The organism is Lyngbya sp. PCC 8106 (assembly GCF_000169095.1).
Taxonomy (GTDB): Bacteria; Cyanobacteriota; Cyanobacteriia; order Cyanobacteriales; family Microcoleaceae; genus Capilliphycus.
The window spans coordinates 54,063-78,202 of record NZ_AAVU01000021.1 but is presented as its reverse complement, the minus strand read 5'-3'; the positions used below and the strand labels follow the sequence as shown (position 1 = coordinate 78,202).

Here is a 24,140-nt window from a genome sequence, read left to right as displayed (position 1 = left end):
GTTTATAACGTACTGCTATAAGAGTCAAAGAACTAACAAGAGACTATGATTTCTGTCTAAGCGACTAAGGTAGAGTCCCGTCTGACATCCTCAACTTGGTCAATAAAAGCTTTAACCATCGCTAAGTCTGGGTGAGCATATCGTTTGTCGGTGAGGTGATCGTAGGCTTCCCATTCTTGGGCGACTTCTCCGTCGTACCAGACAAACCATTCTCGGTAGAGTTCACCTTCATCGATATCGGGACACAAGGACAACCAATCATCTCCGGTGTAAGTGTCCACGGTTTCCGCCACTAAATGCAACCAAGCGGTTTTGATACATTCTTCTATGTTGTTCTCGAAGGTAGAGCGATCTTGGACTAAAGTTTGGGTCGGATTTTGATTGGTTTCCATCGGTTTTCTGTGACTCAATAACCTTACTCTACAAAAGGGTTTGGGGTAAGTGGAATGCTAGATGTGACACTCTCCAAAGCGTGACATCTCACTGGAGGCGATTATCTTTTCCAACCCTAATAAATAGGGCGATCGCCTTTTCCCCTGACAGACAGTTAACACACTGGCACAGGAAAACCGATTTTGAGAGTATTTTGACCAAGGAAAGCGGGTACAAGCCCCGTCGTTCACGACGGTTAACTCAAGTCGATGCACACAAACTGAGCTACGGGTGATATATTGTTGATATACGCCAAATAATCTAGCGTCAATGATTGTTTACGAATTCAAGGCAAAAGGGAAGCCATATCAATATAAGGCAATCGATGAAGCTATCCGAACAGCTAAGTTTGTGCGGAATTCATGCTTGCGGTATTGGATGGACAATCGTGACTTAGGAAGAAAAGAGTTGTATCGATACAACACTGAACTCCGAGCTATGTACCCTTTTGTCAAGGATTTGAACTCACACGCTTGTCAGGCATCTGTAGAAAGGTGTTGGTCGGCTATTGCTAGGTTTTTTGAGAACTGTAAAAAATCCTCACTCGCCCTTCTTAATAAAGGGGAAATCAAAGGGGGGATAGGATATCCTAAGTTCAAAAAGTATTCTCGCTCTGTCGAATATAAGACATCAGGCTGGAGGCTTCTAGATCCTAAGCAGATCGAGTTCACTGATAAAAAAGGGATTGGAAAACTCAAGCTTGTCGGAACTTGGGATTTGGCATTCTATCCTGTCGAACAGATTAAACGGGTAAGACTGGTTAGAAGGGCGGATGGGTATTATGTTCAATTTTGCATCCAAGTTGATGTGAAGATAGAAACACAACCAACAGGGAAAACAATTGGATTAGATGTAGGACTAAAAGAGTTCTACACTGATAGCAATAACAATACTGAACCCAATCCCCGTTTCTACAGAAAAAGTGAGAAACAATTAAAGTTTTGCCAAAGACGTGTTTCTCGCAAGAAAAAAGGTAGTGCCAACCGATTAAAAGCCATTAAACGACTAGGCAAAGTACACCTTAAAATAAGTAGGCAACGTGAAGAACACGCCAAGAAAATAGCGCGTTGCGTAATCCAATCTAACGATTTGGTCGCTTACGAAGACTTGAGGATTAAAAACTTAGTAAAAAACCATTGTCTTGCCAAGTCGATTAATGATGCGGGTTGGTATCAATTTAGAAAATGGCTAGAATATTTTGGGAGTAAGTTTGGTAGGGTAACGGTTGCCGTCCATCCTGCTTATACTTCCCAAAATTGCTCAAATTGTGGAACAATCGTTAAAAAATCTCTATCAACCCGAACTCATGTTTGTCGATGTGGATGTGAGTTAGATAGAGATCATAACGCCGCAATTAATATTCTAAATTCTGCCTTGAGTACGGTAGGGCATACCGGAACTTGGATCTTAGATCCGAACGCTTCTGGAGATTCAACCTCTACTGTGATAGGAGGAATCCTGTCTCAGCAAGTCGAGTCGTAGAACGAAGAATCCCCGTTGTTTACGACCGGGAGTGTCAATTATTCAGTCCTGAGTGAACAGTTTTCTATAGAGATTGATCCTACAATATTAAAATGGAAATTGTTAACTTTGCCTCTGTACAATCACCCGTTAAGGGGTTTTTATGAAAGCTGTATTATCGCTGATTGTGATCTCTATATTGGGATGGGCTGGGTTGCCGAAAACGGCTCAAGCTTCTTCTGCTTATGATATTGTCTGCGAATTTAAGTACAAAGTGGGAGAGGGATCTTGGGTTCATGATTCGAGTCAGGGAACAACAAGGGCGATCGCTACGGCGAGACGGAGGAATTATCTAGAACGTCAGGAAGCAAAAGCTGAAGAAGCCGGAAATAGTTTTGAGGTGATCTATATGTTCTGTCGTGATCCGTGGGGAAATAGCAGCGATAGCGATTAAGTATTGACTCATGCCTTTTTTAGTGTTCACGGGTCAGGAAATAGGTGGTCATTTCTCCTTTTCCTTTGATGGGAATAGAACCTCGTAAAGCAAACACAAATTGATCTTTTAAGCGTTCGTAGACCTCGGATGTGACTTGAATTTGACCCGAAACTCCGTTAGATTCCATTCGAGAAGCCACATTTACGGTATCCCCCCATAAATCATAGCTAAATTTGCTCAACCCAATCACACCCGCAACGACTGGCCCGGCATGAATACCAATTCTTAGTAGAAAATTATTTCCGGTTTGCTGATTAAATTGAGTCAAATTTGTCTGCATATCAAGAGCCATTTTGGCGATCGCATGGAGATGATCCCGATGATAAAGGGGTAAGCCACCCACAACCATATAAGCATCTCCAATTGTTTTAATTTTTTCTAAACCGTAGTGTTGAGAAAGTTGATCAAAATGGCTAAAAATACTATTAAGAATTTCTAGAATTTGAGCGGGAGTTGCTTCGGAGGAAAAATCGGTAAAACCCACTAAATCAGCAAATAAAACACTAACATCCTGAAAATAGTCTGCAATAATTCCGGGTTGTTTTTGTAACCGTTCCGCAATGGGTTGGGGAAGAATATTTAAGAGTAATTTTTCGGTTTGTTCTTTTTGAGATTGTAATTCTTGTTGGGCTTGTTTCCGTTGAATCAAAGAACCGAGTTGAGTCGCCACCGCTTTAACCAGTTCTAAAGTTCGTTCTTGGGGTTTGCTTTTGGTTTGAGTAAAAAAAACTAACACCGCTAGCATCTGTTCTTCAGCTAAAATCGGCACCCCAAAACCTGATTGTAAACCAATATTGGGTAATATTTCTGAATACAAATGAACTTCCGGTTTGCCAGTCGCCCAAACTCGTCCCGGTAAACCTTCATCGAGTGCAAAAGTTAAATCCAATCTAAACTGTCTAAATTGAGTGGAATGGTGATCACTAATATGCCAAGTTTGACGACACTCTAATAAATTTCCGTCACTATTCGGTATCCAAACCTCACCATAATCCCAATCAATCGTTTGACAAACTGTTGCTAAAACCAGATTCAAAGCTGAGTCTACATCCACCGCTTCATTAATCGCTTGAGTGACTTTCAGAAGCAGTCGAATTTCAAGTTCTCTTTGTTTGGGTTCACTAATATCACGTACTGAACCAATCATCCGTATGGGCTTTCCAGAAGTATCCCATTGAGCTTGTCCGCGAGTCAATACCCATTTATAACCGCCATCGCTACAACGCAAACGATGTTCAACTGAATATAGCGGAATGATTTGTTGTAAATAATCCTGTAAAATCGTTTCAACTTGTTTCCAGTCATCGGGGTGAATCGAATCTTTCCAGGCTTGACTAAATTGAATATGATGGTCTTCGTAACCTAAAACATCCTTAAACCAAGACGAAAGAAACATATCATCTGTTTCAATCTTCCACTCCCAAATGCCATCTTGATTTCCTTGCAGTGCCAGTTGCCAGCGTTCTTCACTTTCGCGAAATTGTTGTTCGATAATTTGTCGCAGATTAATTTCTTTTTGGAGTTTGATATTTTGTTCGCTGAGTTGTAGTTGTAGCGATCGCAGCCGCAAATGATTTTCAATCCGAGCTAAAACTTCAGTGAGTTGAAAGGGTTTAGTAATATAATCTACTCCCCCCATTTCAAAAGCTTTAACTTTATCAGAAGCATCGTCTAATGCACTCAAAAAAATAATCGGAATTTCCCGTGTTTCTGCTTGATCTTTGAGGAGACGACAAAAGTGATAGCCGTCCATTTCCGGCATCATAATATCGAGTAAAATCAAGTCAGGGGGACTCATCTGCACAGAGCGTAATGCTAAAACCCCACTCGGTGCCACTCGGACTTCATACCCCTGCGTTGTCAGCATCCGCGTCAACAGCGTCAGATTAATCGGGGTATCATCAACGACTAAAATACTTTTTTGAGGAGCAGAAGGCGACAAAGAGTTCATGAGCCTCTAGAAGCAGATCGATCAGTTTTCGGTTCAGTTAAAGCCAGTAACTGCTCATATTGATACCGATCCATTAAATAGATTAAGGTATCGGCAACGGATGGATATTGGGGATGAATTTGCTCAATCAGACTTTGCATTCGCTGGCTGCGTCCTTCAATGATAGCTTGATGAAATTGAGCTAACCACTCACTCGGTAATTTGGCCAGATCCTCGGATGTGAGTGTTGCACTATGGACACTTTGAGTAAGGTCAGCTAGAGTAGACTCCTGACAAATGTAATGGACTTCTAAGTGTTGAGCAATACGATCAAAAATATCTCGTTCTAAAAAGGGTTTGCGAAGAAAATCATCACACCCAACAGACAAAGCCATTGCTTTTTCTTTCTCCAGAATTCCGGCGGTAATTGCAATAATTTTTGTTTTCTCAATGTTCTGGTGAGAAGGTATAATCGTCTGAGATCGCGGATCGGTTTTCCTGGCTGCTTCTAACTGACGAATTTGACGAGTGGCTTGATAACCATCGATCATCGGCATCCGTAAATCCATAAAAATCAGGTGCGGTTGCCAACTTGACCACAGTTTGACGGCTTCTTGACCCTCTTTTGCTCCTCGCACTTCAAAACCTACAGGAGTGAGCAATTCGATTAACAGTTGACGGTTATTCGGGCGGTCATCAACGATTAAAATGCGATAGCGGGGTTGGTTTGGTTCGAGTGCAATGACTCGCAGATGCTCGGAGGAAGTATGGGAGATTTCATCTTCGCTAATCTCAACGGGAATCATAAATTGAAAGGTTGTTCCTCGTCCTAAGTCGCTCTCAACGCTAATTTCTCCCCCTATCAAATGAATAAATTGCTGAGAGATTTTTAACCCTAAGCCTGTTCCTTCTTGGGCTTGTTGACCTGATAAGGTTTGCACAAACGCTTGAAAGAGGTATTTGCATTCATCGGGAGCAATTCCTACTCCGGTATCTTTCACCTCAAAGGATAGGGCATAAGTTCCCGCAGGTAAACGGGATGAAGATATGGCTTCGAGATTAGACCAACGAGGGTAAACTCGCAGAATAATCTCACCTCTGGGGGTAAATTTGATGGCATTACTGAGAAGATTAATTAAAATTTGGCGTAATTTTGTCTCATCGGTGTAGATCAATTGAGGAATATCTGGATGACAGTCAAACTTTAACTCTAGGTTTTTATCGTTGGCTTTTTGGGTGAACATTCTCTCCAAGCTTTGGAGGAGATGAAATAGATCAAATTTCCGCAGTTGCATTTTCATGCGTCCGGCTTCTATTTTAGATAAATCTAACACTTGATTAATCAAAGTTAGCAGATGTTGACCACTACTATGAATCACTTCTAGGCTATCTTTTTCATCGCCTGACAGATATATACTGCGACTGAGCAATTGGGAAAACCCTAAAATAGCGTTGAGGGGAGTTCGCAACTCATGACTCATATTCGCGAGGAAGGTGCTTTTTGAACGGTTAGCGGCTTCTGCGGCTTCTTTAGCTTGTCGGAGAGTAATTTCAAAGTGTTGACGTTCGAGTTCGGCTTCGGTACGAGTGGCGAATATTTTCATGATCATCTCGTGATCGAGATTGATTTCTAGCGGTGCGACATCCATAATATAAATTAAGCCAATTGATTCTCCGGTTGAATTGGCTAGGGGAATTCCCCAATAGCTTTCGACACCCAATTTGGCTAATAATATATTGTCGGGGAAATAATGTTGAAGGTTTGCGGGGTGATAACACCAAGCTTGATTGATCACCAGTTCACAGGGAGTTCCACTAGCATCATATTCTAGATTTTCTCTGAGACTATCCCCGTCCCAAAATGCCAAAGTTCGCAGTTTTTGTTTAGTTTCGTCTGTCACTTCTGCAATCACCGCATATTTAACTTGTAGCACTTGGGCTAAATATTGAACGCAGGTGTGAAAGAATTCTTCACCTGTTTTACAGGCAATTTCTTCGGAAAATAAACGCAGAGCTTCTTCTCGTTGTTTGTAGTCGCTAATATCTTGTAAGGTGCCATACAAACGAATAATCTGTCCTTGATCATCTTGCTGAACTTGGGTGCGAGAAATCAGATGATGAATTGTATTATCTTGATCAAGCGTCCGAAACTCGATTGTTGAAGTGATTCCTTGTCTGAGGGTTTCAAAGGTGGCTTGTCTGACTCGGGAACGATCTTCGGGATGAATTCTTTGTTCGATTTGCTCTAAACTGGAAATCGGATCATCAGGATGAATCCCTGTCAGTTGATACATTTGTTCTGACCACCAATATTTATGATCAATCAAATCCCATGACCATCCCCCGACTTTGGCGATGCGTTGTGTTTCTTTGAGTAAGGTTTCACTGCGACGGAGTTCTTCTTCGGCTTGTTTTTGGGCAACTTCTGCAAAAATGCGATCGCTAATATCTTCTTGTATGCCAATAAAATGAGTTAAATTCCCCTCTTCATCGTGTACGGGAGAAATAGAAAGTTTATTCCAAAATGGTGTACCATCTTTGCGATAGTTACGGACAATAATCTTTGTTTCTCGACCTTCTGCGATGCTATTACGCATTTCGATTAAGTTCGGTTGATCGATATCTTCTCCCTGCAAAAAGCGACAATTTTCTCCAATCACTTCATCCGCACTATACCCTGTAGTCCGTTCAAATCCAGAGTTCACATAGGTCAAAGGCTTATCAGTGAGTTGAGCATCGGCGATTACAATACCGTTAGAAGAAGCATCTACTGCCCGTTGTAGAAGTCGTAAATAAGCTTCGCTGGTGGTGCGAATTTCGATTTCTTGTTGGAGTCGGCAATTTTGATCTTTGAGTTGTTGTTTTAACTTTTGGTTGGTGAGATGAGTTTTGACTCGCGCTAATACTTCTTCAAATTCAAAGGGTTTACTAATAAAATCAACGGCTCCTGCTCCAAAGGCTTTGACTTGATCAACGGTTCCGTCTAGCGCACTGATAAATAAGATGGGAATGTTACAGGTTTTAGGATTAGCTTTTAAGTTTTTACAAACGGTATATCCATCTAAATCAGGCATCATCACATCCAAGATAATTAAGTCGGGTTGACTCATGTTGGCTGACATTATCGCGTGTTTTACGCTTTGAGTCGCTCGAATTTTATATCCATTTTCTTCTAAGATTTGCACCAGTAATGTCAGATGATTTGCATCATCATCCACAATTAAAATGTGACCTGAAGTTGTCTTGATATCTTCCTCAAAAGTTTGTTGTAAAGTTCGATAATTTCGCAGGGAAAGAGTGACTGTTGTGATTAATTTTTCTTGGGTAAGTTCCAGTTTGGTTTTGTAGTCGTTAATATCATAGTTGAGAATAACTTGAGCTTCAGGAGCTTGTCCAGGATGACCTGTACGAAGGATAATTCGAGTGAGTTTATTGTTGAGGGTTTCTCGAACATATTTGACAAAATCTAAACCCGCTTCCTCGGTTTCCATGATCACATCCACGAACAAAATTGCAATATCTGGATGCTTGAGGATCAGTTGTTTTGCTTCGGCTGCACTATAGGCGGAAATAAAGTTTAGGGATTTGCCTTCAAAGCTAAATTGGTCTAAGGCGAGTTGCGTCACTTCATGGATAGAGCGATCATCATCAACGATCATCACTTTCCACGTCTCTGTATCACTGGGGAGAGATAAAATTTCATCTTCTTCTTCGATAAAAATCATTTCCTCCTCTGCGGGTAAAGACGTGAAATCTGTTTTTGGGGAAGACTGGTTCGGTTGAGAATTAATGTTTTTTGGCATACTTTTGGTATTATTCCTGAAGTTCTAGTGGTAAATTTAATATAAATTTTGTACCGGAGCTGACTTGACGATCACAGGAAATTTGACCCTGAAGTTTTTGCGTCACTAAATTGTAGATAATATGCAATCCTAAACCACTCCCACCTCTAGAGCGATCTGTTGTAAAGAATGGCTCAAAGATTTTGTCGATATATTCTTCTGGAATACCACACCCATCATCTGCATAGCTAATAATTAGTCTATCATCTTGACAGTTAATGTCAAAGTCCAAACATCCCTTTTCTCCGGGTTGATAGCCATGTATAATTGAGTTGATGACTAAATTCGTGACGATTTGGGAAATTGCTCCTGGATAACTATTGATTTTGAGGTTTTCTTCTCCTCTGATTTTTAATTTATGTCCAGTTTTTTCGAGATGAGGACTGAGGCTAATAATTACTTTTTCAATATAGCTTTTTAAGTCAAAACATTGCTTTTTAAAATGACTTTGATCCACAGAAACTTGTTTTAAGCTTTGAACTAAGTCTGCCGCTCGTTGTAAATTTTCTAGCAGGATTTGACTACTCCGTTTTACCCGGACAATATGATTCACAACTATCGATTTTTTGAGTTGATCTTGGTTGACTTGAAATTCGAAGTTTTGGGCTTCATTATTCAGGGTTGAAGCTAAAGTTACTCCTATTCCTAGCGGGGTACTAATTTCGTGGGATAAACCCGCCACCAATCTTCCCAATGCTGCCATTTTTTCAGCTTCTATCAGTTGAGCTTGAGTCGTTTTTAAATACTCTAACATTTGAGTAAGTTCTGCATTTTTTTCTTTCAACTCTTTTTGCAACTGATGTAAGCTTAAATGGGTTTTGACTCGCGATAACAGTTCGGGAATTCTAATAGGTTTTGTCAGGTAGTCAACAGCCCCGATGGAAAAGGCTTTCACTTGATCAAATACTTCACCTAAAGCACTAATAAAAATAATCGGAATATCTTTAGTACGGGGATCGGCTTTGAGGCGATGACAAACTTCATAGCCATTGATATCTGGCATCATAATATCAAGTAAAATCAGATCAGGACGGTTCTGCACCGCCAAACTCAAAGCAGATAACCCATTCACTGCGGACTGGACTTGATATCCCTTTTCTGTTAAAATTGCAGTTAAAAGTAATAAGTTGTCTTCGATATCATCAACAATTAAAATTGATGGTTTTAGAGAATTCATTTCATTCTATACAATAACTCTTTCAAGGATTAACCGATCAACCTGATTTTTTGTCTTAATACACCCTGACCGACTCGATCCCATTTCTATTGATTGTAGCGGTCAGGAACAACCGCAAGGCTACTCTCTCAACACTCCCCTGGTTAAACGAAGGATTCAACCCTAAGCAAATCGGTTCCTGAGAACTCTCGAAAATTGCTTTGTGTTCGTCACTGACCACCCTGAACCTTGCAGACCTACACCTATGGTAACTTAGATTAGCCAAAAAAAAGAGGCTCGTTTTTGTATTCTCCTTTAGTCTGATTCAAGAGATATTCAAAAAATAAGCTTTTATTGTTCAATTTCTACCCGGAATGTCCCTTCATCTAGAACTCGGTTGAGAGTCAATCCTAAACGTTCACAAACTTTCTGTATGGTGAAATATTTGGCTAAAATCTTAGTCGTGATCTGAACAATATTTTCTGGATGATCAATAGACAAAAGTTGTGATCATTATTCTATAGAACAGCTTCAACAGATGATGAAAAAATTCAAGCCGTTTGTTGTCAAGATTGAGTAATTTTTAAAATGACAAAGGCACAAAGATATGAATATAGCAATAAGAAATCATTTGTAAACGACTTTGCTCCCAAACCCCCTCCTCGCGCGTTCCCTCTCTTGCAAACTTCGCTCTCGACGGAAACCGCCAAGTCGCGAGTTTGCGCTAGCGCCCACAGGTGGCGCGGTGAGTTAGTGCGTTGGGCGGGTTCCCCGACAATCACGCAACTAACGAACCCTTTAGGGGGTCGCTCGTCAATTCTGCGCCCCCCTTCCCCCCAATTTTGGCAGGGCCGTTTCGTTCTAGCCCGAAAACTTGATTTGTGGGGAGGTGGGGAGGTAGGGAGGTAGGGAGGTAGGGAGGATTTTTATTAATAAAAAGCTATTTTTCCTCGGAAAAAACTCCTCTCCCCATCACCCCATCACCCTTTCACCCCATCAACCCCGGCAATTTTTAACTTAGAATGAAACAGCCCTGCCCCAATTTTGGGGGGTGATCTCGATTACTTTTTTACAAATTAGGTAACATTGCTATATATATTCTTGGTATTTTCCGTGTTAATTCTATTCTTATTATTTTTTAAAACTAACCTTGATTATCTATTGATCTTTTGATGCTATTTTCGCTAAAATATGACTAGAAAATTGATTAAAGATTTTCACAAAAATGTCACGATTCAATCGGAGTAATTGATAATGTCCATTAGAGAAATCCCAGTTCCAGTCACAGGAGAGATCGTTTTACCGAATGGAGAAGTTCTCAATATTAATGAGCTTCCGAGTCTTGATAATGGTGAAACTTACGGAAGTATTTTAGAAGTTCGTGGGGTTGAAGATGCTGTTGCGACTGCAACTCCAGACTTTTTAATCAGTGCGGATGATTTCCCAAAATCGATTTATGGTTTGGGCGGAAACGACTTAATTATTGCTGGCATTCAATCGGCTTTTCTCTACGGAAATGAAGGGCAAGATCAACTTCGGGGCGGGTTTGGTAATGATGTCCTTTTTGGGGGAAAAGATTCCGATCAATTAGAAGGTCAACAAGGCGATGATGTACTTTATGGCAACCAAGGAAATGATGCTTTAGCGGGAGATGCGGGAAACGATATACTCTTAGGTGGAGAAGGAGATGATGGATTGCGTGGGGGATATCTGGTCGATTTAGATTTTGGTGAAATTGACCAAGATGGAGATGATTTTCTCTCCGGAGGTGGGGGTGGCGATGATATGGCCGGAGGTCAAGGGAATGATTTTCTCTCTGGGGACTCGGGCAATGATGTCTTGGATGGGGAACAGGGAAATGATACTCTCGATGGCGGAGATGGCTTTGATAACCTGACGGGAAGGAGTGGCACTGACCTGATGGTTTTGAGTCCGAACAACGAAGGTTTTGACCGAATTAGCAATGCGCGAAGATGGCTCAGATTTGATCGGTTTGCGGGAGGGTTTGACCTTTGAGGATGTGTTGATTAGTCCGGTGGGTGAACGGGCGGAGCAGTTGGCTGACGAATGGATTACGGGACGGGGCTTTGCTGAGTTGTTCCGTTTACCTACTCCTCCAGGAGCAGAACTGATTACGGTCGATGTCTCCGCTCTCCCGACAGATATCTTGATAGAAAATGCAAATACCGGGGAAGTATTGGCAATTTTGAGCAGTATTTCATTAAGTGCTACTACGATTGAGGTCGTTCTCGATATTTCTCAGATTACCCAGGAGGATTTTTTAACTCTCTAACTAAAGACTGTAGGGATGTTTGATTGGTATATCATCGCTATATCTTGAGCAGAAAGACCACAATCTTCAGAGGTTGTGGTTAATATTTTATATTGATTGACGATAGAACTCGGACTTCCCAAAATTATGCAAGAAAAGATTCTGTGGAGTATTCTGAAGAGGCTAAGAGATCTTCTGGGTATGCTAGACCTTCGACTTCAACAATTGTAAAAGATCTTTCAGGGTGAGAAGCTGAAAAAATTGAGTCTGCTAACTCCGATGAGCCGGGAGGAACCGCAATAATTTCACTGTCTCCGATATAGTTATCCGTAGGTAGGAAGTAGTTAGGTTCCCAGATAGATTTTTCAGGTTCTTCAAGCGAACTCATTAAATATTCTGTGCGAGTCTGAGTCTCGGATAACAGACTTTCTAAGGTTTCAGTATCTAAACCCGTCAACGGATCAACATTTGCTTCTGCTGTCACGGGTAAACCATTTTTACGGTCTTCGAGCAGTGCTGTCAGTCGTGCTTCTTCTTGTAGACCTGTTTCGATAGATTCTTGAATAAATTCACGGTTTCGAGTCTCTTTCCAGGTGATAAATTCTTCAAAGCTACTAATGTGAGGAGTGCCGAAACGACTCCAATCTATGTTAATTTGATCAGCTAAATCATTAATACCTGTATCGCTGGTTTCAATAGGAAATGGTTTCAACCCAGTATGGAAATTACCAATAAGGATATCACTTCCATTTGTTCCATCAATTGCCATATTTTTTGTTACTCCTTCAATACAATACAGAAACTCAATGACAAGCAACAGTCAATATTCTAGAGCTTGTGATGATTCGCTCCCGCTTTGACCTGTTGTAGTTGAGTATAGCAGCAATATTTGAATTTTTACATCTGTAAATGATAAAAATAATTGTATTTTTTCGGGGGGGGTGTAATTAGTTTAAGTTATCAAATTAAGCGAATGTTAACATCAATATTTTTTGATTTTTTTGAACAAAACTTGTTATTTTATAAATCAACAAAACTTGGAATATCTACCGAGAATATCTACCGAAAGATAGAGGTCAATACTCTGAATATTTCACTTGAGATTGAAGCTCGTTAAACCTGAAAAACGGATGAAATGTATAGACCTTTTGTTGAATCTGACTCTTTTTTGTTGTTAAACTCACCTCGAAGATCCGAAAATTCATTCTGGGTGATCTTTATATCTTGGTGGTTTTTATTCTCTCTGTTTTTAAAATTTAACAACTCAGATGAAAGCGAGTCAACACAAGAAAATATTTTGGAGTTGAAAAGTATCCCTTCTCATTTTAGCACTGTTTTGGCTGAGGTTATCAAAGAATTTGAGTGCAGCTAAATTTTAGATTGTATCGAAAAAAAATATCTTCCGCAAGCCCAAATGAAATCTTAAAACGAATGTTAAGAATTTTGCAAATCTCTGACAAATTTTTGAAGATGAAATAAGATAAAGGATAGAGGCAAGTAGAGAAAACAAAAGAAGACTCTACCCGGTCGGTAATACGTTAAACTAGACCGTGAAACAGCACAGTTGTTTTTTTCACGCCAATCCGTAAACTATCGAAAACCATTAGCTTGTAAACTTTCTAGATTTTGAATCTGGCGTTCATTATCAACACTTCAACCGAACTTTTATCTGAGGTAAAGATATGGTTAATCAAGTAACCAACATCGAAGAACTCGAAACTTTAATCGCCCGAGTCAAAGCAGCCCAACAAAAGTATGCTTCCTACACCCAAGAACAAGTAGACTACATATTTAAAAAAGCGGCTTTAGCCGCCAACGCAGCCCGAATTCCCTTAGCAAAAATGGCAGTCGAAGAAACGGGAATGGGTATTGTCGAAGACAAAGTGATTAAAAACCATTTTGCCTCAGAAATTATCTACAACAAATACAAAGCAGAAAAAACCTGCGGAATTATTGAAGAAGACAAATCTTTCGGTTTTCAACGCATCGCTGAACCTGTCGGAATTCTTGCTGGAATTGTCCCCACAACTAACCCAACTTCGACAGCAATTTTTAAAGCCTTAATTGCCCTCAAAACGCGCAACGGCATTATCTTTTCCCCTCACCCTCGCGCCCGAAATTGCACCAATGAAGCCGCCCGAATTGTGTTAAAAGCAGCCGTTGAAGCCGGGGCGCCCGATGATATTATCGGTTGGATTGATGAACCGACAGTTCCCCTCTCCCAAATGTTAATGCAGCATCACGACATCAAGCTGATTTTAGCCACAGGGGGGCCAGGAATGGTGAAAGCGGCTTATTCTTCGGGTAATCCATCTTTGGGGGTTGGCGCTGGAAATACTCCGGCTTTAATTGATTCTTCTGCCCATATTAAAATGGCAGTTTCTTCAATTATTCTCAGTAAAACCTTCGACAATGGGATGATTTGCGCCAGTGAACAATCTGTTGTTGTGGTTGATGAGGTTTATGATTCTGTCAAAGCCGAATTTCAAGCCCGAGGTGCGTATTTCTTAACCCCAGAAGAACGAGAACGGTTGGGCAAGAAAATTATCATTAATGGCCGTTTAAATGCCGAAATTGTGGGTCAACCTGTTGATAAAATTGCGGCATTAGCAGACATTACTCTCCCCGAAAATACCCGAGTCATTATTGGTGAAGCTGAAGAGATTAGTTCCAACGAACCTTTTGCCTATGAAAAACTCTCGCCTGTACTAGCAATGTATCGGGCAAAAGACTTTGAAGATGCGGTGGAAAAATCGGAAAAATTAGTTGAATTTGGCGGACGCGGACATACAGCCGCCCTCTACACCGAGCCTTCAAATACTGACCATATTAAACGCTTTGAAAATGCCGTCGAAACCGCCCGAGTTTTGATTAATACTCCCTCTTCACAAGGGGCAATTGGGGATATTTTCAACTTCCGTCTTGACCCCTCTTTAACCCTGGGTTGTGGCAGTTGGGGCGGTAATTCTGTCAGTGAAAACGTCGAACCCCATCACCTTTTAAACATCAAAACCGTCGCCGAACGTCGGGAAAATATGTTATGGTTCCGGGTGCCGCCGAAGATATACTTCAAATACGGGGCATTATCAACCGCTATTCGTGATTTAGCCGGAAAAAAACGGGCATTTATTGTCACCGACAAACCGATTTATGAATTAGGAATGACGGCAAATTTAGAGGAAGTTTTGGAGGAAATTGGGTTAAAATACGATGTCTTTTATGATGTTGAACCTGACCCTTCTCTCGATACAGTGCAACGGGGATTGGTGTTGATGAATACGTTTCAACCCGATGTCATTATCGCGATTGGTGGCGGTTCTCCGATGGATGCGGCGAAAATTATGTGGTTGATGTATGAACATCCCGACATCGAATTTGAAGGGTTAGCAATGCGGTTTATGGATATCCGCAAACGGGTTTATGACCTCCCACCTTTAGGGGAAAAAGCAACAATGGTTGCAATTCCAACAACATCAGGAACGGGTTCAGAAGTGACTCCTTTTGCCGTTGTAACTGACCGTCGAAATGATATTAAATATCCCCTCGCTGACTATGCGTTAACCCCAAATATGGCAATTGTTGATCCGGAATTGGTGTTAAATATGCCCAAAGGATTAACGGCATTTGGTGGGGTGGATGCTTTAACTCACGCCCTAGAATCTTATGTCTCGGTATTGGCTTCTGAATATACGAATGGTTTGGCGTTAGAAGCCATTCGGTTAATCTTTAAATATTTGCCAAGTTCCTATCATAATGGTGCAAAAGATCCAAAAGCGCGAGAAAAAATGCACTATGCTTCTACGATGGCTGGGATGGCATTTGCCAATAGTTTCTTGGGAATTTGTCACTCAATGGCACACCAATTAGGGGCAATGTTTCATGTACCGCATGGGTTAGCAAATGCGTTGATGATTTGTCATGTGATTCGCTACAATGCCACCGATGCACCGTTTAAACAAGCCACGTTCTCGCAGTACAAATATCCGAATACAATATGGCGGTATTCTCGCGTTGCTGACTATTTGAATTTGGGTGGTGAAACGGAATCCGAAAAGGTTGATCGCTTGATTTTGGCAATCGAAGACTTGAAGTATCAAGTGGGAATTCCGAGTGGAATTAAAGACGTGATCAAAGAAAGTGAAGCGGAATTTTTAGCAAAAGTTGATGAATTAGCAGATCATGCTTTTGACGATCAATGTACAGGCGCAAATCCTCGTTATCCTCTGATTAAAGACCTGAAGCAATTGTATATCAATGCTTATTATGGTCATCCGTTAGTGGAAGCCCAACACAATGGTAAAATAGGTGTTCAACAAGAACCTGAAGTTGTGGCAACAAACTAACAGTTATTAGGAAATCCCCCCGGCTACGCCATCCCTTTTGGAAAGGTAGAAGGGGGGATTTTAACTTATTCTCTCAATGTTTGTCGTATAAAATGACTGATAAAATCAACAATAAGGGTTAGAGAAATAAACACAATTAATGTGGCAAAAATACTGCGATAATCAAAACTACTCAGTTGTTCTGTGAGTAATCGTCCTAGTCCACCCGCACCCACTAAACCCACAATTACAGTCGCCCGAATACAGACTTCCCAACGATAGAGAATATAGGCAATAAATCGAGGGAGAGTTAAGGGTAAAACACCATATAAAAAGACTTGAGGACGAGTGGCGCCTAACCCGGAAAGCGATCGCAAAGGATGGGGATCTAAATTTTCGGTGACTTCTGCCATTAACCGTCCTAAAATCCCTAAGTTATGTAGCCCCAAAGCAATGGCACCGGGTAAAATTCCGGGAAACAAAATAAATAGAAAAATTAATGCCCAAATTGGTTCAGGAATAGCCCTAAAAAAGAGTAATATCAATCGACTGAGACTCCAAATCAGGGTTCCAAAGTTTAAAAAGTTAGCAGATTTATATTGACTAAAATCAAATATTCCACCCGGTAATGAGAAGTTATTTGCCGCAGGAAATGAAAGTAATATTCCGCCTAAACCTGCTATGATTATTGCTAAAATAGAAAGGGCGAGGGTTTGTTGAGATAAGATCAAGAGTTGTTGGAGTTGACTAAAATCTGGGGGAAACGCCTCTTGTAAAATTGACACAAATAATTGCCATGTTCGAGGTGACAACAGTTTAGAAAAATCAGCGTTAATCTCCCAAAAGGAAAAGACAATTAAAACAAGAGTAAAATAACCGGAGAAGGTGAAAAAGGAAAGAAAATGATGTTTTTTAAGTTCTAGATTTTTTGAATATTTGCTGTAACTTTGTTCAGTTTTTAACTGTAAAATATTAAGATCTAAACGAGAAGGCGCACCCAAGCGATGACGTAAGGTTGAACTCCACAGATCGGTTAATCCGGTTAAGATCACTAATGCAATTAATAATGTCCAAACTTGATGATAACGCAAGGATTGAAGGCTAAGTAAGATTTGATAACCTAAGCCACCTGCCCCAATAATTCCTAATAGAGTTGCTGAACGAATCGAACATTCAAATCGATAAAAGGTGTATGATAAAAGATTAAGAAAGGCTTGCGGAAATAAGGTGTAAAGAAAGGCGTTGAGAGGAGAAACACCACTGCTTAAAAGGGCGGTTAAAGCTTGACGAGGGGTTTCATCTAATATATCTGAAAAAACTTTGGCGGTAATCGTACCAAAAGGAATAGCGATCGCGAAAATTGCCACCAGAGGATCGAGTCCAAAAATATTAACAAAAAATAAGCCCCAAATGGCTTCGTGAATGGAACGAGGAATAGCTAAAAGTGATCGTATAAATAACCAAGGAGTTCCTAATAGATGGGGAGACAGCGATCTCCACCAAATTTCAGAGGAAAATAAACCGCCAATTAAACCGATTAAAATACTAAAAAAAGTACCACAAACTGCAAAGCTTAAGGTTTTTAAACTAGCTTCTAGGGTAAGTTTAAGAAATTCTTGGCTAAGTTCGGGATAAAAAGCGGCGTTGAGAAATTGTTCAACTAGGGTTAACCCGCCTAAATTTACTAATTCTTGTTGAAAAACTCCCGCAGTTTGTAATGACCAAATCAGAGAGATAATGGTAATTATCAGCCAAAATATTTTCCAGTTGACTAAAGAGGGACGTTTGATTTTAGCTGTTGAACTCATTTGAGGAATAGACGTTGAATTGATAGAATTTTATGATAAAATATAGTCAGTTTTAAATGAAGTATCGTATAATTTCTCAATTAGAGAGTCTGTTAAGGTGTTAGCGGGAAGATCAAAGAAAATTTTTCCAGATTTTAAACCAATAATCCGCTGATAATGACTGCGAGCAAATTCAATTTCGTGCAGACTGGTAACGAGAGTTTTATGGGTTTCTTGACTGAATTGACGCAGTAAATCTATGATTTCAAAGGAGCGTTGTGGATCAAGGCTAGCAATCGGTTCATCAGCTAATATTGCAGTGGGATTTTGTACTAAAACTCTCGCGATTGCCACCCGTTGCTGTTGGCCTCCAGAAAGGCGATCTGTACGTTCAAAGAGTTTTTCTGGAATTCCGACCTGCTGGAGTGCTTGGGTTGCGGTTTGAATTTCTAATGGATAAATGAGTGAAATGGCAGCTTTTAAAAATGACCAACGCCCTAAATGACCTGCATTAATATTATGAATGACTCGCAGATTATCAACGAGATTAAATTGTTGGTAAATAGTGCCGATTTGTTGTTGAATTTGACGGCGTAATTTGGGACGAAGATTTCTAAAATCACGACCCAGTATCAAAACTTCACCTTGACTTGGAATAATTGTACCATTCAGTAAACTCAGCAGGGTACTTTTTCCCGCACCGGAAGATCCAACTAATGCGACTTGTTCCCCTGCTTTAATTTTGAGGTTAATATCGGTTAAAGACTGAATTTTTCCAAAGCGATGAGAGACATTTTTAAGTTCAAAAATTGGAACATTTTGTATCATTTAAGAAGCAAACCGATTTCAAAAACTGACATCAATTTTAACTGTTTTTCCAGTTTCTTGATTATAAAGTGTGAGTTCCATAACATCATTAAACTGTTCGGCTCTCTCCAAAACCCAAGCCGTCTGAATGAGAGCATTTACTTGGTCTGGGTTGGGCATAATAACTTCTGCACCGGACTGAGCTTTTAAGATAATCAATGTCCCTAAATTAGTCGATAATTGAAAACTAATTCTTTCTGTGTCAATTTGCGATCGTGAATAGTTACAATTAAAGAGTTGAAAGCTATAGTCATCAGTCCCAGATTCATCAATTGTGCAGGATACTGGCGATGATTGTGCGATCATTGGAGTGACGAATTCACTTCCCCAAAAAAATAACAGCGACAAAAATAGAAGTTTGAGCATTGTATTAACCCAAAGATTTAAAGTATATTTTTAATCCATTGTTCCCTAGCCATTTCTAATTGGTTTTGAAGCAAGAAGTTTATCCTAAATTCTATTGGCACAAGGTTTTGAGCAAATTATTACTTAATTTTACCAATTTCTCGCCCTACTTCTTCAATTTGAGTATAGTTTGAGTTTTGAGTTGTAATAAATTGACTTGCACTAAACAAATCTAGAATTTCCTTTTCCTCTGGCACCTTGGGATCAAGACTAATAAAAGCCTCTTGTATCTTTTGAATGAAGTCTGCACTGTATTGTTCCTTAACTTGGGGATGAATTACCCAATGGTAATCATAATAGGCAGGTGTACGCCAAATCACCTCAACCTGATCTAAGTTTATCGCATTTTCTTGAACTCGTTTTTCCCAAACCTTTTCATTGACTGCACCCACCTGATAAGTTCCGGCTTCTACGAGTTTAATCGTCTTATCATGATCACCTGAAAAGCCAGGTTCCCCTTTAAAATCTTCTAAATTTACCCCTGCTTGTTTAAGAAAATACTGTGGCATTAATCGACCTGATGTAGAAGATTCGCTTCCAAAAGTAAAACTTTTTCCCTTGAGTTTTTGCAGTTCATCAATGTCATTTAAAGGAGTCAATTCACTGGATTTATTAGCAATAAATAAACTATGAAATTGTTGATCAATATCTCGTTGGGCAATCGCTTCTGCTCCCGGAACTTGTAGACGGGCTTGAACTCCCGTTAAACCGCCAAACCAGACTAATTCTAAATCTCCAACTTTAAAAGCTGTTACTGCTGCGGCATAATCTGTGACGGGCTTATATTCAACGGGAACGCCTAGTTTTTCTTCTAAATAAGTCGCGAGTTTTTGATACTTTCTCTGTAATTCTTCGGGATCTTGATCCGGAATTGCGCTAATCACTAACGGTTCTTCTATTCCCTGCATTGAAGTTTGAGAAGAAGGAGAAGAACAAGCTGCTAAAGGTAGCATTGATACAATAATTCCCAGAATAAAAAGTTTTTTAATCATTAATGATCCGATTTTATAAAGTTATGCAACCTGAGTTGAAGTATTTCTATTATACTCGAAATTAAAGCGATTTTTAACTTCAAGTTAAAGTTTCTGGCTTGGTGAAAATCATCAAATGTTGTTGAGGCAAAATATCTTTTGTTTCTTGCCAAACCAAACCGACTGCTTGCATTTCTTTTTTGACTTGCTTTTCGCTCATTTTGTGCAACCCTTTGATCATAATGAGAGGATTTTCTTGGCGATATTCTAACAAAACAACTCGTCCTCCAGGTTTGAGAGCTTGAACAATTCCCTGCATCATTTCTTGAGGATATTCAAATTCGTGATAAGCATCAACTAACAATGTAATATCAACCGTAGATTTTGGTAAATTAGGGTTGTCAATCTCCCCTAAAACAGTTTCAATATTGGTAATATTTTCTTCGTCGATCACAAAATTCATTAACTCTAACATTTCCGGCTGGACATCAACAGAAAAAACCTTTCCTTCGGGAACTAATGGACTAATTCTAAAGGTAAAATAACCTGTACCCGCCCCAATATCAGCGACAATATCAGTCGGCTTGAAGTTCAAATCAGTAATCGCTTTTTGTGGTGCTTCTGAAGTCATGCGACTCGGACGTTCTAACCAAGCCGCCCCCTCATGTCCCATAACCTGAGCAATTTCTCGACCCATATAAAACTTACCAATTCCATCAGGACTGTGAACAAATCGTTCCTGATAAACGTCATCAGAATGCAAAATAGAAATAGACTCGAACAGAGTACAAGCGTTGAGTCCGACTGCGAATAGAACAGAGAGGAAAATCAGCGCGACTCGATGAAAAGGTTGACTGAAAATTTGCATGATAATAAGTAACTAAATTGAGGTAATCTTAACCTATTGTATAAGAGGATAGCAATTAATGCGTCAAGAACATAATAAACTGGTGCGCGATCTAATTCCCGAAATTATTCGCCAAGCCGGTCATCAGTGCGATACCATTATCCTTTCTGAAGGCGAATATCGTCAAGCATTGCGGGATAAACTCCTAGAAGAAGCCCAAGAAGCAGCTACCGCAAATGGCGAGGATTTAATTGAGGAGTTGGCGGATTTATTGGATGTGATTGATGCTTTGATTGAGAGTCATAATATTAATCAAGAATCAATTTTATTAACTCGCGACCAAAAACGTGCGGAAAAAGGAGGATTTACTCAGAAAGTAAAGTTATTATGGACTGAGTAAATTTGAGTTAAAATCCAATCAAATTCGAGGTTAATTATGTTTTCTGACGTTCAAAATTATTGGGCTAAATCGTGCATTATTGAGTTAGCTAGACGCAATCTCGTTAGCGGTTATCCCGATGGAACCTTTCGTCCTGAAAAAGATATTAATCGCGCCGAATTTGCGGTTTTAATGTGTAATATATTTCCAGATGCACCGATCAGACGTAAACAGATTAAATTCAAAGATGTTGCTGAAAAATATTGGGCATATAACGCAATAAAAATGGCTTCAGAAAAGGGATTTTTTGCAGGTTATCCAGACGAAACTTTTAGACCAAAACAGAACATTACCCGAGTTCAAGCAATTGCTGTTTTAGGTGCTTATCTACAATATATTTCTTTCTCAGATGTCGAGAGAATGCTGGATAAAATTTTTATAGATTCAGCTTTAATTCCTAACTACGCTACAGCCTATGTAGCCGAAGCAATTAGAGCCGCAATTATTGTAAATTATCCTGATATTCAAGAATTTAGACCTAATGAAAATACGACCAGAGGAGAAGTTACTGCATTACTTTGTCGAGTTTTAAATTTGGGCGGAGTTCCTCTTGAATCTATTGTTGGTTTGAATATTAAACCTACAGAAATTCGCCCTTTACCCGGTCAATTAGATACTCTCCCCACATTGAACAGCAATAGCCCTGAACTTGTACTCACAGAAGGCATTTTACTCTCCACATTTCCCCCGAATAACAAACAAGTTCCACAAGCTCATCTTAACTTTGCCTTTACGGGGAGATTTGATATTTTTTCTCATCATATTACCCGAGCAGAAACAAAATCAGAAACCCATCCTTTCTATCAAGGAATTATTCTTTACAATCCAACCGATAATCCTATTCAAGTTCAAATCTTAGCGGCTGCGAGTTATCTTAGTACACCTGATGCACCCTATATTAACTTACCTGAACAGCAAAAAAATTTGGAAGGAACGGTTTATTCTGGGCCGGGAAGTCGCACAATGAATGAGGTTCTACGAGGCGGTCAACAGGATATATTTCCTGAAGAATTGCGTCTTGAACCCGGACAGTATAAAATGCTGATGAATTTACCGATTCCTATTCCCGATTTCCCTGCTTCAAATGGTCGTTCAACAATGATACGTCTCTCTACAACAGACCAAATATATGTAGCAGATTTAGCCCAAAAAGCCTCTTTAAATTCTGATAATACCTATCGTCCTCCAACATTATCAGAATGGATTGAATTATTAAATAATAAAGGACTTGCTGAACCTCGTGATGCAACTCCTACTCCACTCGAACCTGAGGTGACTTTACCCATTGTTTTTAGTCGCGTTGCGGGTGTATCTCAAGGAACACAATGGCAAGCTGAAATTAGTGATAATTCCGAATCAAATCTTCTGAGTATTCCTCAACTCGGACAAGCTTTTTCTTATGGGATTGGAACCCTTCATAAAATTACACTCGGCACTCAACAAATTCAAAGTGCTAAAATGTTAGTTCGGTATCCAGATACGGCTTATTTTGCTCATGCAAATTATGGAATTGAGTACAAAATAGGTTTCACCTTATATAATAAGTTTAGTCAATATCAAACGGTTCAGATTATCTTTTCCTCTCCTTTAAAAAATAATGAAGCAGATCTCTTTCAAAATCAGCTACTCTTTCTAAAATATTCCTCAGACTCTACTTTTTTTCGTGGAACCGTTAAAGTTAGCTATGATAATCAAGTAGGTGAGTCTCAAACTCACTATCTTCATCTAACACAACGACGTGGACAACTCGGTCAACCCCTAGTAACATTCTTCATGTCTGCGAACTCCCGTCAACGGGTTGAGATTAATTTTCTCTATCCACCCGACTCAACACCTCCCCAAGTTATTACCATTCAAAATAATGCCATCTAAACCCCATCTTGCAGTAACATTAGGCGATCCGGCTGGAATTGGCCCGGAAGTTATTTTAAAAGCTTTAGCCGATAAAACTTTAACTTCCGAATGTGAAATTACCTTAATTGGTCATCGCCAAATTTTACAACAAACCTATGAAAAATTAAAGTCTATTTGCTCAGATTTAGCGCATCCCGATGATTTTAATCTATTAGAAATTGAACAGAATGAATACCTCGATAAAATCACACTTGGAAGCGGAAATATTGCCAGTGGTGCAGCGAGTTTTGCTTATTTAGAAACAGCAATTACCCAAACTTTAGCCGGAAAATATCACGCCATTGTCACCGCACCCATCGCTAAAACCCACTGGAAAGCTGCCGGACATCACTATCCGGGTCAAACGGAATTACTGGCTGAAAAAGCAGGAATTAAGCGGTTTGGGATGCTATTTGTGGCAAAATCTCCTCAAACAAATTGGATACTCCGCACCCTTTTAGCCACGACTCATATTCCTTTATCTGAAGTTCCGACAACTTTAACACCCGAACTTCTTAGCTTAAAATTAGACTTACTCATTGAATGTTTAGAACAAGATTTTGGGATCAAAAACCCGAAAATTGCAGTCTCAGGTTTAAACCCTCATAGTGGGGAAAATGGGCAGTTAGGAACGGAAGAAAAAGACTGGATCATTGATTGGGTAAAACAGCAAAGTATTCGCTATCCCCAACTGCAATTAGATGGCCCTATTCCACCGGATACACTATGGGTAAAACCTGGTCAAGCTTGGTATAATTCCGCAAAAAATGTCCACGATGCCTATCTTGCTCTCTACCACGATCAAGGCTTAATTCCGGTTAAATTAATGGCATTTGATCGGGCGGTTAATACTACAATTGGTTTACCTTTTATTCGGACTTCTCCCGATCATGGTACGGCTTTTGATATTGTCGGAAAAGGAATAGCAGATGCTTTGAGTATGAAAGCGGCGTTGCAATTTGCGACAGAATTGACGAGTCAAAGATTAAAAAAAATTAGCAGTTAGTTTCACAATTTACC

The 24,140-nt window shown here is 39.9% G+C and carries 19 protein-coding genes; 8 read left to right on the top strand and 11 right to left on the bottom strand.

The window, feature by feature from the left end; genetic code table 11:
* Positions 1 to 56: 56 nt before the first annotated feature.
* Positions 57 to 392: a hypothetical protein gene (locus L8106_RS15465; RefSeq protein ID WP_009785281.1), complete on the bottom strand. Its 336-nt coding sequence runs from the start codon at positions 390 to 392 to the stop codon at positions 57 to 59.
* 310 nt (positions 393 to 702) lie between these two features.
* Here L8106_RS15465 and L8106_RS15460 point away from each other — a divergent pair, with 310 nt between their 5' ends.
* Together L8106_RS15460 and L8106_RS15455 are read left to right on the top strand one after the other, a co-directional pair.
* Positions 703 to 1,914, top strand: coding sequence for an RNA-guided endonuclease TnpB family protein (locus tag L8106_RS15460; RefSeq protein WP_009785280.1), 1,212 nt, complete (start codon positions 703 to 705; stop codon positions 1,912 to 1,914).
* Positions 1,915 to 2,056: 142 nt separating this feature from the next.
* The gene (locus tag L8106_RS15455; RefSeq protein ID WP_009785279.1) at positions 2,057 to 2,347 is read left to right on the top strand and encodes a hypothetical protein; all 291 of its coding nucleotides are present in this window, start codon (positions 2,057 to 2,059) and stop codon (positions 2,345 to 2,347) included.
* A 19-nt stretch (positions 2,348 to 2,366) separates the two neighbouring features.
* Here the strand turns inward: L8106_RS15455 and L8106_RS32245 are convergent, their stop codons facing one another.
* The 4 genes from L8106_RS32245 to L8106_RS32235 all read right to left on the bottom strand — a co-directional run bounded on the left by L8106_RS32245 (position 2,367) and on the right by L8106_RS32235 (position 9,818).
* The gene (locus L8106_RS32245) at positions 2,367 to 4,340 is read right to left on the bottom strand and encodes an adenylate/guanylate cyclase domain-containing protein (protein ID WP_009785278.1); all 1,974 of its coding nucleotides are present in this window, start codon (positions 4,338 to 4,340) and stop codon (positions 2,367 to 2,369) included.
* Positions 4,337 to 8,122 (bottom strand): response regulator, encoded by a 3,786-nt coding sequence (locus tag L8106_RS29670; protein WP_009785277.1) that lies wholly within the window; start codon positions 8,120 to 8,122, stop codon positions 4,337 to 4,339. Before L8106_RS29670 ends, L8106_RS32245 begins: the two co-directional genes overlap by 4 nt.
* A gap of 10 nt (positions 8,123 to 8,132) precedes the next feature.
* Positions 8,133 to 9,338, bottom strand: a complete 1,206-nt coding sequence (locus L8106_RS15435; protein WP_009785276.1) for a sensor histidine kinase — start codon at positions 9,336 to 9,338, stop codon at positions 8,133 to 8,135.
* Positions 9,339 to 9,668: 330 nt separating this feature from the next.
* Positions 9,669 to 9,818 (bottom strand): hypothetical protein, encoded by a 150-nt coding sequence (locus tag L8106_RS32235; protein WP_156803692.1) that lies wholly within the window; start codon positions 9,816 to 9,818, stop codon positions 9,669 to 9,671.
* A 753-nt stretch (positions 9,819 to 10,571) separates the two neighbouring features.
* Here L8106_RS32235 and L8106_RS15425 point away from each other — a divergent pair.
* Positions 10,572 to 11,333 carry a calcium-binding protein gene (locus L8106_RS15425; RefSeq protein WP_009785275.1) on the top strand — a complete coding sequence of 254 codons (762 nt, stop codon included), beginning with the start codon at positions 10,572 to 10,574 and terminating at the stop codon, positions 11,331 to 11,333.
* A complete protein-coding gene (locus L8106_RS15420; protein WP_198012950.1) occupies positions 11,281 to 11,610 on the top strand; it encodes a hypothetical protein in 330 nt (109 codons plus the stop codon). The genes L8106_RS15425 and L8106_RS15420 overlap by 53 nt, the downstream gene beginning before the upstream one ends.
* Before the next feature lie 124 nt (positions 11,611 to 11,734).
* Here L8106_RS15420 and L8106_RS15415 read toward each other — a convergent pair whose 3' ends face one another.
* On the bottom strand, positions 11,735 to 12,358 hold the full coding sequence (locus L8106_RS15415; RefSeq protein ID WP_009785273.1) for a hypothetical protein: 624 nt from the start codon (positions 12,356 to 12,358) through the stop codon (positions 11,735 to 11,737).
* Between the two features lie 913 nt (positions 12,359 to 13,271).
* Between L8106_RS15415 and adhE the strand changes: the two genes are divergently transcribed.
* Entirely contained in the window at positions 13,272 to 15,932 is a 2,661-nt protein-coding gene (adhE, locus tag L8106_RS15405; RefSeq protein WP_009785271.1) for a bifunctional acetaldehyde-CoA/alcohol dehydrogenase, read from the top strand.
* 65 nt (positions 15,933 to 15,997) lie between these two features.
* Here the strand turns inward: adhE and L8106_RS15400 are convergent, their stop codons facing one another.
* The 5 genes from L8106_RS15400 to L8106_RS15380 all read right to left on the bottom strand — a co-directional run bounded on the left by L8106_RS15400 (position 15,998) and on the right by L8106_RS15380 (position 20,809).
* A complete protein-coding gene (locus tag L8106_RS15400) occupies positions 15,998 to 17,719 on the bottom strand; it encodes an ABC transporter permease (protein WP_009785270.1) in 1,722 nt (573 codons plus the stop codon).
* 30 nt (positions 17,720 to 17,749) lie between these two features.
* A complete protein-coding gene (locus tag L8106_RS15395) occupies positions 17,750 to 18,526 on the bottom strand; it encodes a phosphonate ABC transporter ATP-binding protein (RefSeq protein ID WP_009785269.1) in 777 nt (258 codons plus the stop codon).
* A gap of 18 nt (positions 18,527 to 18,544) precedes the next feature.
* Positions 18,545 to 18,931: a hypothetical protein gene (locus tag L8106_RS15390; RefSeq protein WP_009785268.1), complete on the bottom strand. Its 387-nt coding sequence runs from the start codon at positions 18,929 to 18,931 to the stop codon at positions 18,545 to 18,547.
* A 119-nt stretch (positions 18,932 to 19,050) separates the two neighbouring features.
* On the bottom strand, positions 19,051 to 19,962 hold the full coding sequence (locus L8106_RS15385) for a putative selenate ABC transporter substrate-binding protein (protein ID WP_009785267.1): 912 nt from the start codon (positions 19,960 to 19,962) through the stop codon (positions 19,051 to 19,053).
* 79 nt (positions 19,963 to 20,041) lie between these two features.
* Positions 20,042 to 20,809 (bottom strand): class I SAM-dependent methyltransferase, encoded by a 768-nt coding sequence (locus L8106_RS15380; protein ID WP_009785266.1) that lies wholly within the window; start codon positions 20,807 to 20,809, stop codon positions 20,042 to 20,044.
* 58 nt (positions 20,810 to 20,867) lie between these two features.
* Here L8106_RS15380 and L8106_RS15375 point away from each other — a divergent pair, with 58 nt between their 5' ends.
* The 3 genes from L8106_RS15375 to pdxA are packed head-to-tail and all read left to right on the top strand — an operon-like array spanning position 20,868 to position 24,126.
* A complete protein-coding gene (locus L8106_RS15375; protein WP_009785265.1) occupies positions 20,868 to 21,188 on the top strand; it encodes a nucleoside triphosphate pyrophosphohydrolase in 321 nt (106 codons plus the stop codon).
* Positions 21,189 to 21,224: 36 nt separating this feature from the next.
* A complete protein-coding gene (locus tag L8106_RS15370) occupies positions 21,225 to 23,099 on the top strand; it encodes a DUF3370 family protein (protein WP_009785264.1) in 1,875 nt (624 codons plus the stop codon).
* Positions 23,089 to 24,126: a 4-hydroxythreonine-4-phosphate dehydrogenase PdxA gene (gene pdxA, locus L8106_RS15365; RefSeq protein WP_009785263.1), complete on the top strand. Its 1,038-nt coding sequence runs from the start codon at positions 23,089 to 23,091 to the stop codon at positions 24,124 to 24,126. The genes L8106_RS15370 and pdxA overlap by 11 nt, the downstream gene beginning before the upstream one ends.
* Positions 24,127 to 24,140: the final 14 nt, after the last annotated feature.